Here is a 12,441-nt window from a genome sequence, read left to right as displayed (position 1 = left end):
CGCCGCCCGTCGCGTTAGTGCGTCTGGCGGATGCTTCCCCGTTTTTGGCGTGCGTTTGCGAACACCTTACAGCGACGAAAGCGCCCATTCGAGGCACAATGAAAGTTCATGCGGCGATCCGACGGGGGCGGCCGCCGCGTGCCGTCAACCGAACGTGTCGCGACTCGCGTCGCGCGATGCGTCATGTGCGCCAAGGCGCCAGGGGAACCGGTATGCAGGACGCTCGCAAGGCCCCAACCACGACATCTGCCCGAACGCCGCGCGGCGAGCGGGCCCCGACATCGGACGCCGCCGCACCGGCCACGCCTGGCGCGTCCGTGCACCGCTTGCCTCGTAGCGCACGGCCCCGGCGCGACGACTCGGCCGACAGCGAAATCGACGGCATACGCATCACGAGCGCAAGGCGCGTCATCGATGCGGACAGCGGCACGCACAAGCTCGAACTCGTCCGCTACTACGAGCGCGCCGCGCGCTGGATCCTGCCGCATCTGCGCGATCGCCCCGTGTCGCTCGTGCGTGCACCACGCGGCTTGAGCGGCGAGACGTTCTTTCAGCGCCATCGCGCTCGCGCCCCGCTGCCCGAACTCAGCGAACACGAAGGGCTCGACCCGGGCCATCCGCCGCTGCTCACGATCGATACGGCGCGAGCGCTGATCAGCGCCGCGCAGATGGATGTCATCGAGCTGCACACGTGGAACGCCTGCGTCCACGACATCGAACGGCCGGATCGGGTCGTGTTCGATCTCGACCCCGATCCGGCACTGGGCTGGGACCGCATGATCGAGGCGGCGCAGTCCACGCGCGCCTTGCTTGCGGAGCTGAGGCTGGAATCGTTTTGCAAGACGAGCGGCGGCAAGGGGCTGCATATCGTCGTGCCGCTCACGCCGGAGGCGGGCTGGGACGACGCGAAGGCGTTCGCCCGTGCGGTTGCGCAGCATCTGGCCTCCGTCTGGCCCACGCAGATCACGGCCACCATGGGCCCCGAACACCGCAAGAAGAAGATTTTCGTCGACTATCTGCGCAATGCGCGCGGGGCGAGCACGGCGCTCGCGTATGGCGTGCGGGCGCGGCCGGGCCTGGGTGTGTCCGTGCCGATCGGCTGGGACGAACTGGAGGCGACGACGGGCGGCGCGCAATGGACGCTTGCGACGATCGACGCGCGCCTCGCGCAGATCGGGCAAGCCGACCCCTGGGCCGCCTATGGGCGCGTGCGCCAGACGTTGACGGCGGAACTGACGCTGGGTCTCGAAACCGCGGGCAAGTAGCGGCACCAGGTGAGGGTTGGCGCGTGCCGTGTATGCATGGCGCGTCGACCATGCAGACGCCGCCCCAAGCCAGCCGCGCGTCGTCTCACGGCAAGCAAATCGCTCGCGATGACAAGCAGGATAAAACCTGGTCCGCTCGATGCATGTGCTCGGCGCAAGGCGGCGCGCAGCGCGCTAGACTGCTAACAGACCATCCGCCGCACGGGAGCGGAGCGTCGTACCTGGCGTTTCGCGGCTCGCCGCGTTCGTTGCGTACGCCGCTTTCGCTCGCGGGCGCGGCCGTTCCCGCCAGGAGGTGACGCATGCCTTGCCGCAGCTCCCGCCATACTCGCCGCCGCCACGCGGCGCTCGTCCAGTTTGTCCTCGCCGCTTCCTGCGCGATCGCGCTGCCGGCACTCGCGGCCACGCCGATCACGGTCACCTCGAAGGCCGCAACCGACGGGCCGATCCGCTATACGGTTCGGGTCGCGTCGAAGGCGTTCGGCGACGCCCAGGAGACCCGCACGCTGCGTTCGGGCGATACCGACGACTTCACCTGGCGGACCACGCCGCCGGGCGGCGCGGTCGCGACGCCGCAAGGCTGCCCGGACTACGCTTCGTTGCCGCTCGACGCAAACGGCGCGATGGTCCGGCAGACCCAGTTGCGTCTTGCGCCAATCGTCGCGAGCAATGGCACGGCCACCGTGCAGGTGAGCTTCCGCGCCCAGGCGCCGCACGGCACGCAGTCGGTGTCGAGCAACGGCGCTTCGATCACGTGCCCCGCCGTGGTCGCGCATAGCGAAGTCGCCCACCTTACGATGCCGACCAATGGCACCGCGAAGACGCTCAAGCTCGGCGACGGCACGCAGATCACCATCTCGGCGCAGCGCTAGGGCGCGCCTTGAGCGCGGGATGGCCGGCGAGGCGCACAACGCGCGCCGGCCGCGCACGGCGCCCCGGCGTTAAGCGCGTGCCTTGCGCTCGATGAGCCGCGCAGCGAGAAAGCGATGCTGGGGCGAGAAGAGGCGCCGGTACGCGAGCAGCACCGCGCCCACCGTGCCGAGTGCCGACGAAGCCGCGATCAGGAACATGATCACGATCTGATAGCGCACGGCCTGTAGCGGCGATTGCCCCGCGAGCACCTGGCCCGTCATCATGCCGGGCAGGCTCACCACGCCGACCACGGCCATCTGGTTGAGCGTCGGAATCATGCCGGCGCGCACGGCCTCGCGGGCGCTCGCCTGCGCGGCTTCCCAGCGTGTCGCGCCGAGTGCGAGCGCGCTCTCCACACGATCGCGCCGCGCGGTCAGCTCCTGCATCATGCGCTCCACGCCGAGCGACACCCCTGTCAGCGTGTTGCCGAGAATCATGCCTAGGATCGGAATCGCATATTGCGGCTCGTACCACGGCCGGATGCGGATCACCACGAACAGCCCGACCGCCGCGACGAGCCACGCGCTCACCCAGATCGACACGATGCTGTCCGCACGTTGCCCGCCATAGGTGCGCGCGCCGCGCTGCGCCCCTGCGAAGCCCGCGATCAGCGTCATGAGTGCCATGAGCGGCAGCACGACGTACCAGCGGTTGAACGCGAACACCCAGCCGAGCACGTAGCCGATCGCAAGCAGCTGCACGACGGTGCGCACGGCGGCCCACGCCAGCTTGCGTTCGAGATCGAGCTTGAGCAGCACGGAGACCGCGCCGTTGACGAACACGAGCAGCGCCGCAATGGCGACGTCGCCGATGCCGAGGTTCTGCAGCACGCCCGGGCTCATTGTGCGGCTCCCTGTGTGAATGCCGCGCGCGTGGCGGGTTCTTCGAGCACACCTGCGCGCATCGTCAGATGCCGCGCGCCTACGCGCTGTGCCTGGGCGGGATCGTGCGAGACCCAGACCGTGGCGCGCGCCGTGCGCGCTTCGTCGAACCAGCCCGCGACGAGTGCTTCGACGGCGCGCGCCGATTCGGGGTCGAGAGACGCGGTCGGCTCGTCGAGCAGCAGCGCTTCGGGGTCGAGCTGGAGCACGCGCACGAGCGCCACGATCTGCGCTTCGCCGCCCGAAAGCTCGGAGGTGTCGCGCGCGAGGAAGTCGCTGGAACGGCCGGTGGCGGCGAAGAGCGCGCCGACGCGTGCCGGGTCGAATCGCGCGTCGCGGTATACCGCTAGCGTATAGGGGTAGCGCAGATTGTCCTCGACGCTGCCGTCCAGCAGCGCGGGCCGCTGCCGCAGGTACGCAATATGCCGCCGATAGTGGACAATGCGCCCGCGCGTGACCGGTTCGCCATGCCAGCGCACGTCGCCGCCGTCGAGCGGGTCGAGCAGCGCGAGCGCGCGCAGGAATACGCTCTTGCCGGAGCCGGACGGTCCCGTCAGCACGGCGCGCTCGCCCGCTTGCAGGGCGAAATCGGTGGGATGCAGCAGCCACTGGCCGCGTTGCGCATCGCGCCGGGCGACCCGGTGCGCCTCGACGAGCGGCGCGCCATCAGTTTGGGGCGGGGGAAGCGGGTTGTACTTGAGCATCGAAAGATTGCAAACAGGGTCGGCATACAGGTCGTGCGAGGCAGACATGCCGATGTAACCGGGCACGCTGACTGCTCTTGCGGTATTGCAACATAGCAGGCCATACAACAACGCATAACGTGGAGTACGCATGACGTCATCGCAGCCCAAGCCTTTCCGCCTTGGCCGCACGCTCGCCAGGATCATCGCATGGCTCGCCGCGGTTGTCGTCGTGTTGATTGTCGTGCTCGTCGTTTTCATCCTGACATTCGACTGGAACCACGCCAAACCCTACGTGAACGAGAAGGTCACCGAGGCCATTGGGCGGCCGTTCGCAATCGAAGGCGACCTCAAGGTAGGCTGGCAGCGGCCGCCCGGCGAAACGGGCTGGCGCGCGTGGGTGCCCTGGCCGCGTTTTTCCGCCACGCAGATCCAGATTGCCAATCCCGACTGGACCAGGTCCCCGCAGTTCGCCACGATCGACGAGATCGACTTCGAGGTGGCCGTGCTGCCGCTGCTCGCGCACGACATCGTGATTCCGGCGATCAATCTCGTGAATCCGTCGATCGACGTCGAGCGCCTCGTCGACGGGCGCAACAACTGGACCTTCAAGCTGCCCGCCTCGAGCGGGCCGTCGACGTGGCGGCTCGACCTGCACGACATCACGTTCGCGAGCGGCAATATCGCCGTGAGCGACCAGCAGACGAAAACCGACGTGAAGATCGGGGTGAGCCTGCTCGGCCACGGCATCCCGATCGGCAAGGTGATGGAGGAGCAGGCAGCGGCGTCGCGCCGGGGCTCCGAGCAGGTCATCGGACGTGCGGGCGCGAACCGGCTGACCCAGCAGGTCAACAAGGAGCAGGCTTCGGAGGCGGCGGCCGCCAGCGCCGCCAGCGCGGCCAGCGAGGCGAGCGGAGCGGCGGCTTCGGGCGTGCCGGCGGCCGCGAGTGTTGCCGGCGCAACCACGGGTACGTCGAGCGCAACCAGCGCGCCCGCAGCCGGCTCCCAGTCGCTCGCCGCGAGCGGCGCCAGCGGCGCTGTGGTGGGCTCGGGCGCGGCGCCCGCGCAGCCGCCCGTGAAACAGCCGTTTTACGCGATCGGCTGGACGATCAAGGGCACGTATGGCAAGACGGCGCTTTCGGGCGATGGCAAACTCGGCGGCGTGCTCGCGCTGCAGGACGCGAAGCGTCCGTTCCCGATCCAGGCCGACGTGCGCGTGGGCGACATGCACATCGCGCTGGTCGGCACGGTCACCGACCCGATGCATCTGGCCGCCGTCGATCTGCGCCTGTGGCTGCAGGGGCAAAGCCTGGCGCATCTCTACAACCTCACCGGCGTGACGTTGCCCGAAACGCCGCCGTATGCCACCGAAGGCCGCTTCGTCGGCAATTTCAAGCGCGGTGCGAGCGTGTTCCGCTATGAGAACTTCACGGGCCGCGTCGGCGGCAGCGATCTGAACGGCACGGTGGTCTACGAACAACGCACGCCACGGCCGTTTTTGTCCGGTCAACTGGTGTCGAACCTGCTGCAGTTCTCGGATCTCGCGCCGATCATCGGCGCCGACAGCAAAGCGAGCAAGGAAAAGCGCGGCGACACCGTGACCCAACCGGCCGATCGCGTGATTCCGGTCGAGCCGTTCCGCACCGACCGCTGGAACGCCATCGACGCCGACGTCAAGTTCACGGGCCGGCGCATCATCAAGCAGGGCAGCCTGCCGGTTCAGGATCTCTACACGCACGTCATGATGACGAACGGCGTGCTCGTGCTCGACCCGCTGCAGTTCGGCGTGGCAGGCGGCACGTTCGGCACGCGGCTGAACCTGGACGGCGGCGGCGCGCCGCTCAAGGCGCGCGGCACGCTGGAGGTGCGCCACCTGAAGCTCAAGCAGCTTTTCCCGAACTTCAAGACGATGCAGTCGGCGCTCGGCGAGATCAACGGCGACGCCTCGCTCACGGCGACCGGCAACTCGCCGGCGGCGCTCGCTGCGACCTCGAACGGCGAGGTGAAGCTGCTCGTCACGCAGGGCACGATCAGTATGCTGCTCATGGAGGCGGCGGGCCTGAACGTGGCGAACGTGGTCTACGAAAAGCTGTTCGGCTCGCGCGACGTGAAAATCAACTGCGCCGCGGCCGATTTCGTCGCCACCAACGGCGTGCTCGATCCGCGCGTGTTCGCGCTCGACACCGACGACGCCGTGATCGACATCGACGGCCCGATCGATCTGCGCGACGAGTCGATGAACATGAAGGTCCATCCGCATACCAAGGGCTTTCGCGTTTTCACGCTGCGCTCGCCGCTCTACGTGAAGGGCACCTTCAAGAACCCGCACGTGGGCGTGGATGCGACGGCGCTTGCGCTGCGCGGCGGGGCGATGATCGGGCTCGGGCTGATCAACCCGTTCGCTGCACTGATTCCGCTCATCGCACCGAGCAACAACAAGCCGCTGCCGTGCGACACGCTGTTCGCGCAGATGCATCAGCATCCCGTGGCGCCGCCGCCGGGCCAGAAAATGCACGCGCTGCCGAAGCCCGACCTCGGCAGCGCCGGCACGGGCGCGAGCGCCGCTGCTGATAAGGGCGATAAGGGTAACAAGGGCGCGAAAGCGGGGCCGGCCACGCGCAACGCGCCGTCGCCCGCCTCGGCGGGTAAGCCGACGCAAGGGCAGGAGCCGCTCTACAAGGGAAGCTGACTCAGGAGGCTTAGGCGGAAAACCACTGCGCCGGGTCAATCGACCGGCGCAGTGGCATGGTGAACTTCGTTGGAAGCGCGCCCTAGCGCAACGAGCGCGGTGCGGTGTCGCCGGCGGCGTCCTGGCGGCGCGTCACGCGCCGTGTGGTCATGGTCGGACGCGCTGCGCCGAACTCGGGCAGGACCCGGCCGCGCGCGCGGCTCGCGAACACCAGAAAGCCGAAGCCGTCCGCCTCGTACCAGTAACCGCCGTTTTCGAGGCCTTCGATCGGCTGCTCGAGCGCGTGAGCGATCGATTCGATGCAGCGCTTGCGCAACTCGCTCGTGCCCGGATAGGGCGGCTGCGCACCGCGCACGCTGCACAGGAGCACGTCGAGCCCCGGCAGGATATGCGCATAGAGCACGGGCTCGTCCTGCGCGCGCGCACGCGCGATCTTGGTATCGAGTTGGCCGAACGGTTTGAAATGACTCAGCACGGCGAGAAATGACTCATCGCCGTCTGCCTTGACGCGTTTGCGCTTTTTCGGGAAGGACATAAAAATTCGCCTGAAAAAGGTGGATTGCAGTACACGCAGCGTTCCCATGCGACCACTCCCGGACTGGTGCGCCGCACGTCGATCCTTTATAGCACACGGATTTGCAGTGTTCATGAGGATAGAGATGGGGACTGTCCGCTTTGACGGCGCGCGGACCGCCTGAAGCGATCCGGCCTGCGCGGCGCGGTTTGCTGCCCCTGTTTCAAAACCCTCATCGCGTTCGCAAACGCCATGCCGGATCGCACGTCGCGCTCATGTAGATATCCCGGCGCTCTCTCGCTTGTCTCCGTCTCAATAATAGACCTGTGTGTGCGCTCGGTGTGGCGAATTGCCGCAAAAAAGCGGGTTTTCCACGACGGGAGGTGTGGGGTGTCACATACATTGTCATCCTGAAAAATCGCGCAGATAATGTTGCGGTTCTGGTGCCCGCGGTTGCCCCCGGCGCCCTCAGCCAACCGGCATCGCGAGGGCGCGCTCGGCGCGAGTACTTGCAAAACGCATTGCAAAAAGCATGGCGAAAAGCACGGCGCGCCGCCCGGACCCGCCACCGAACCGGACCGACATGAAACTCTTCGCCAAGGGGCTCTTGCTGATCGCGATTCCGAGCATCGTCGAACTGGCGCTGCTCGGCGTCGTGTTCGACACACAGGGAAAGGCCGCGCTCGCGGCCAAACGCGCCGAGAACACGCAGCAAATCCTTTGGCAAGCCAACAGTCTCGTCGACCCGTTGCTGCGCGAAGCCGCGCGCGTGCGCACCGGCATCGTGCTCGAAGACCCTTCCTTCATCGATCGTCACGCCGTCTGGACCGAGTTCTCCGATCGCATCACGCTGCTCGCGCGCATGGTCGCCGACAATCCGCCCCAGCTCGCGCGCGTCGAGCGCATGCGCGACGCCGCCTATGCATGGCGCAAGGAAGCGGGTGATATCGCCGATGCGCTGCGCACGGGGCATAGCGCGCCGTTTGCGCGCGCGGCGGCCAACGGCATGCCGCCCGAGATCGAGACGGTGCGCGAGGTGCTGGGCGAGTTCATCGCCGAGGAGACGCGGCTCGACGAGGCCCGCGCCGCAATGCTGCGCGAGACGCGCGAGCGCCAGCAGGACGCGCTGATTTTCGCCGTGGTGGGCTCGATGCTGATCTGGGCGTTCACGGCCATGGCGTTTGCGCGCAACGTGGGTGCGCGCCTCGCCGCGCTCGGCGCGAACGCCGAGCGTCTGGGCGATGGGGCGCCGCTCGCGCCGCCGCTCTCCGGCGACGATGAAATCGCGGCGCTCGATGCGGTGCTGCATCAGACCAGCGCGCGTCTGCGCGTGGCTGAGCGCGAACAGACCGCGCTGAAGGCGCAGCTGCAGGCGCGCGCCGCGGATCTCGCGAGCGCCAACGAGCATTTGCGCCAGGAGAGTCAGGACAACGAGATGTTCATCTACAGCGTATCGCACGATTTGCGCTCGCCGCTCGTGAACCTGCAGGGTTTTTCGAAGGAGCTGCAGGTATCGTGCGACGACTTGCGCACGCAGGTCGTCGCGGCGGGGCTGCCCGAGCACGAATATCGCGCGATGGCCGAAGTGCTCGACGGCGATGTCGACGAATCGCTGAAATACCTGCGTCAGGCGGTGGCGCGCGCGGCGGCCATCATCGACGCGCTGCTGCGCATCTCGCGCGCCGGACGCCTCGAATACCGCTGGCAGCGCGTCAACGTCGCGCGGCTCGTCGAGCGCGTGCTCGGTGGCCTCGCCGAGGAACGCACGAAGGCCGCGCGCATCGACGTGGGCGAGTTGCCGCCCGCGTGGGGCGATCCCGCCGCGCTCGAGCAGATCTTCGGCAACCTCATCGAGAACGCGCTGCAGCATCTCGATACCGCGCGCCCGGGCCGGGTCGAGATCGGCGCGCTGGAGGCCGGCGCGCAATCCGCCGGCGAACCCGGCAAAAGCGCGGCAAAGGACCCCGGAAAATCAGCGGGCGGAGAGCCTGGCGAACGTACGCGGACTTATTTTGTGCGCGACAATGGCGTCGGTATCGCGCAGGCGTATCTGCCGAAGCTGTTCCGCGCCTTTCAGCGGCTGCACGGCGGAGAATCGCCCGGGCAGGGCACCGGCCTCGCGCTGGCCAGGCGGATTGCGGAGCGGCATGGCGGGCGCGTCTGGGTCGAATCGACTGAGGGCGCGGGCTCGACGTTCTTCGTCGCGCTGCCGGACCAGCCGTTGCGTACCACATAGCGGGTATTCTGGCCCGCTGCGCGGCAAGCTTTCAACAAGCCTTAAAAAATTCATGCAGGTCGTAGGAGAGTCGAGATGACGAACGGGGAACAGGTCAGCATCGTGCTGATCGAAGACGACGACGGGCACGCCACGCTGGTCGAGCGTAACCTGCGGCGTTCGGGGATCTCGAACGGTTTTCTGCGCTTTCGCGACGGCCAGGAGGCGCTCGATTATTTTTTCGGCACCCCTGGCGATCACCTGGCTGCGCACGCGAACTGGCCGTCGCGCGACACACTCGGCAATTTTGTCGTGCTGCTCGACCTGCGTATGCCGCGTGTGGACGGCTTCGAGGTGCTGCGGCGCCTGAAAGCGGAGCCCGCCACGGCGTCGGTGCCGGTGATCGTGCTCACGACCACCGACGACCCGCGCGAAATCGAACGCTGCTATGAACTCGGCTGCAACGTGTACATCACGAAACCGGTCGAATATGACGCGTTCATCGAGGCCGTTCGCCGGCTCGGCTTCTTTCTCCAGGTCGTCAAGCTGCCGCCGGGACATCGCTTCGTTCAGCCCCGGCAGGGCGGCGCCCGATAACGCACTACGCATGCATCAAGCATGGATTCATCACGCATTGGCAATCGAATGGAACAACGGCGGCAAGAACGGCGGCAAACCGGACCCGTGCCCGAAGGGACGCTTCGCGCATGACTGAGGAACCCACGATGCTGGACGGCGCGCGCGTGCTCGTCGTCGACGACGACGAAGGCATCCTGCGCCTCGCACGCAAATCGCTGCTGCGCGCCGGGGCGCGCGTGGACACCTGCACAGGTGTCGGGGAGGCGCGCGCGCTGCTCGCCGTGCAAACGCCCGACGTGCTGGTGCTCGACTATCAGCTCGACGGCGCGGAAACGGGCCTTGACTTCTTCCGCCGTCTGCGTGCCGACGACGTGCGCGTGCCGGCCATTCTCGTGACCGGTTTCACCGACGAGTCCCGCGTGATCGCCGCATTGCGCGCGGGCGTCTCGGACGTGGTGCCGAAATCGGGTGACTACCTCGACTATCTGCCTGAAGCCGTCGCGCGCGTGCTATCGCAGGTCGCGCTGCAGCGCGCCTCCGACGAAGCGCTGCTCCTGCGCGACCGAGAAGAGCACTATCGCACGCTCTCCGAAGCCTTGCCGCACCTCGTGCTCACCTGCGGCGCGGACGGCAATTGCGACTTCGTCTCGAAGCAGTGGCTCGACTACACGGGTCTCGACGCGGGCCAGTCACACGGTCTCGCTTGGCTCGACGCCGTGCATGCCGACGACCGCGAAGAGATTCGCCACACCTGGCTCAAGGCCGTGAGCAGCGGCGCCGCCGATTATCGCCACGAGTTGCGGATTCGCCGCCACGATGGCGCTTATCGATGGTTCGATGTCCGAATCGTTCCGATGCGCGACCCGCGCGGCGGCGTGAACAAATGGTTCGGCAGTTGCACCGACATCGACGCACAGCGTGAAGCGACCCAGGAGCGCGAGCGCCTGCTCGCCTCGGAGCAGGCCGCGCGGCAGACCGCCGAAGAAGCCAACCGCGCGAAAGACCGCTTCCTCGCCATGCTTTCGCACGAGCTGCGCACGCCGCTCACGCCGGTGCTCGCGGGCACGCGTCTGCTGGAGCAGATCCCGGGCCTGCCCGATGCGGCGCGCGCGGGCGTGCTGATGATCCGCCGCAATATCGAGCTCGAGGCGCGTCTGATCGACGACCTGCTCGATCTCACGCGCGTGGCCAACGGCAAGCTGAGCCTTGCGCTCGAGACCGTCGATGTCCACGAGGTGATCGAGGCCGTGCTCGAGCTCTTCCATAGCGAAATCCAGATCAAACAGCAGGACGTCCACGTCGATCTGCGCGCGCAGCAGCATTACGTGCGCGGCGACCGTGCGCGCCTGCAGCAGATGCTCTGGAACCTCGTGCGCAACGCCGCGAAGTTCACGCCAGACGGGGGCCACATCTACGTGCGCACGCGCGACGAGCGCATGCAGGTAGAGATTGAGGTCGAGGATACGGGCATCGGCATTGCGCCCGAGCAGATCGGCAAGCTCTTTCATGCCTTCGAGCAGGGCAGCCACAATCTCACGCGCCAGTTCGGCGGACTCGGTCTAGGCCTTGCCGTGACGCGGGCGCTGACCGAGGCGCACGGCGGTAACGTGAGCGCGAAGAGCCCCGGCGCGCATTGTGGCGCGACCTTCACGATCGTGCTGCCGACTGCGGCGCGAGGCGAAGGGACGGCCGCGACCGCCGAGCTGCGCGGGCGGCACCCGGTGGTCGCGATGAACATCCTGTTGATCGAAGATCACGAGGACACCGCCGAGGTCATGTCGCAACTGATGCGCGCGGGCGGCCACGAGGTGGCGGTGGCGAGCAGCGTGGCCGGCGCGCTCGCGCTCACGGCCAGCATGGCCTTTGACCTCGTGGTGAGCGATATCGGTCTGCCGGATGGCTCGGGCATCGACTTCATCCGGGCGTTTCGTGCGCAATCAACGGCGCCCGCCGTAGCGCTCACCGGCTTCGGCACCGACGACGACGTGCGACGCAGCGTGGAAGCGGGCTTTACCGCGCACCTCACGAAACCCGTCAACTTCGAGCAGCTCGAACGGCTCATTGAAGATGCCGCAGCGGCGCGCAGCGCGGCGGCCGAGCCCGATTCCGCCACGCCTCGTCCCTGACGCTGTCTCGATCCGGGCACAAAAAAGCCCGCGCGACCTTGCGGCGGCGCGGGCTTTTGTCTGGGCGCTCGTGCGGGCTTAGCGCGGATTGTTCTGCAACGAATCGCGGATCTCGCGCAGCAGCAGCACGTCTTCCGGCGTGGGCGGCGGCTCGGCGGGCGCGGCGGCTTGCGGCTGGCGCAGCTTGTTGATGAATTTCACCATCAGAAAGATGATGAACGCGAGAATGACGAAGTTGATCACCGCGGTAATGAACGAGCCATAGCCGAACACGGCCACGCCCGCGGTCTGCAGATCCTTGTACGACTCGGGGTTGCCTTTATAGCTGGCCGGAATGTGGCCGAGCCGAACGAACATGTTCGAGAAGTCGAGGCCGCCCGTGATCACGCCGATGACCGGCATGATGAGGTCTTTCACGATCGAGTTGACAATGCTCGAGAACGCACCGCCGATAATCACACCGACGGCGAGATCCATCACGTTGCCTTTGACGGCGAATTCCTTGAACTCCTGGACGATGCTCATGAGCGGGCTCTCCCTAATGGTGCAGCACGGGGCTGGGGTCAATACGGCGTAT

General features: G+C 67.2%; 10 protein-coding genes. 6 read left to right on the top strand and 4 right to left on the bottom strand.

The features are described 5' to 3' along the window. Positions 1–212 precede the first annotated feature (212 nt). Together ligD and AB3X98_RS20985 are read left to right on the top strand one after the other, a co-directional pair. Positions 213–1,265: a non-homologous end-joining DNA ligase gene (gene ligD, locus AB3X98_RS20990; protein WP_368610308.1), complete on the top strand. Its 1,053-nt coding sequence runs from the start codon at positions 213–215 to the stop codon at positions 1,263–1,265. A gap of 302 nt (positions 1,266–1,567) precedes the next feature. Beyond that, positions 1,568–2,137, top strand: coding sequence for a DUF6013 family protein (locus AB3X98_RS20985; RefSeq protein WP_069268114.1), 570 nt, complete (start codon positions 1,568–1,570; stop codon positions 2,135–2,137). A gap of 69 nt (positions 2,138–2,206) precedes the next feature. On the opposite strand, the gene fetB is transcribed toward AB3X98_RS20985, so the two are convergent. Then, the gene (gene fetB / locus AB3X98_RS20980; protein WP_069268113.1) at positions 2,207–3,019 is read right to left on the bottom strand and encodes an iron export ABC transporter permease subunit FetB; all 813 of its coding nucleotides are present in this window, start codon (positions 3,017–3,019) and stop codon (positions 2,207–2,209) included. After that, positions 3,016–3,762 carry an ATP-binding cassette domain-containing protein gene (locus AB3X98_RS20975; RefSeq protein ID WP_368604364.1) on the bottom strand — a complete coding sequence of 249 codons (747 nt, stop codon included), beginning with the start codon at positions 3,760–3,762 and terminating at the stop codon, positions 3,016–3,018. Before AB3X98_RS20975 ends, fetB begins: the two co-directional genes overlap by 4 nt. Before the next feature lie 130 nt (positions 3,763–3,892). On the opposite strand from AB3X98_RS20975, the gene AB3X98_RS20970 reads away from it, so the two are divergent. Further along, positions 3,893–6,430, top strand: coding sequence for an AsmA family protein (locus AB3X98_RS20970; RefSeq protein ID WP_368604224.1), 2,538 nt, complete (start codon positions 3,893–3,895; stop codon positions 6,428–6,430). Positions 6,431–6,512: 82 nt separating this feature from the next. Here the strand turns inward: AB3X98_RS20970 and AB3X98_RS20965 are convergent, their stop codons facing one another. Beyond that, positions 6,513–7,013 carry a hypothetical protein gene (locus AB3X98_RS20965; RefSeq protein ID WP_028206958.1) on the bottom strand — a complete coding sequence of 167 codons (501 nt, stop codon included), beginning with the start codon at positions 7,011–7,013 and terminating at the stop codon, positions 6,513–6,515. Positions 7,014–7,527: 514 nt separating this feature from the next. Here AB3X98_RS20965 and AB3X98_RS20960 point away from each other — a divergent pair. From AB3X98_RS20960 to AB3X98_RS20950, 3 genes are all read left to right on the top strand, one after another. Beyond that, on the top strand, positions 7,528–9,180 hold the full coding sequence (locus AB3X98_RS20960; protein ID WP_368604225.1) for an ATP-binding protein: 1,653 nt from the start codon (positions 7,528–7,530) through the stop codon (positions 9,178–9,180). A 75-nt stretch (positions 9,181–9,255) separates the two neighbouring features. Next, positions 9,256–9,756, top strand: a complete 501-nt coding sequence (locus AB3X98_RS20955) for a response regulator (protein ID WP_368604226.1) — start codon at positions 9,256–9,258, stop codon at positions 9,754–9,756. Between the two features lie 110 nt (positions 9,757–9,866). Next, positions 9,867–11,864: a response regulator gene (locus AB3X98_RS20950; RefSeq protein WP_368604227.1), complete on the top strand. Its 1,998-nt coding sequence runs from the start codon at positions 9,867–9,869 to the stop codon at positions 11,862–11,864. A 78-nt stretch (positions 11,865–11,942) separates the two neighbouring features. Here AB3X98_RS20950 and mscL read toward each other — a convergent pair whose 3' ends face one another. Then, a complete protein-coding gene (gene mscL / locus AB3X98_RS20945; protein WP_069268109.1) occupies positions 11,943–12,389 on the bottom strand; it encodes a large conductance mechanosensitive channel protein MscL in 447 nt (148 codons plus the stop codon). Positions 12,390–12,441: the final 52 nt, after the last annotated feature.

Origin of the sequence: Paraburkholderia sp. BR14312, from assembly GCF_040948675.1 — a bacterium.
In the GTDB taxonomy this organism is placed as follows: Bacteria; Pseudomonadota; Gammaproteobacteria; order Burkholderiales; family Burkholderiaceae; genus Paraburkholderia; species Paraburkholderia nodosa_A.
Note: the sequence above shows the minus strand (reverse complement) of the source record. Positions and strands in the feature narration are given on the sequence as shown.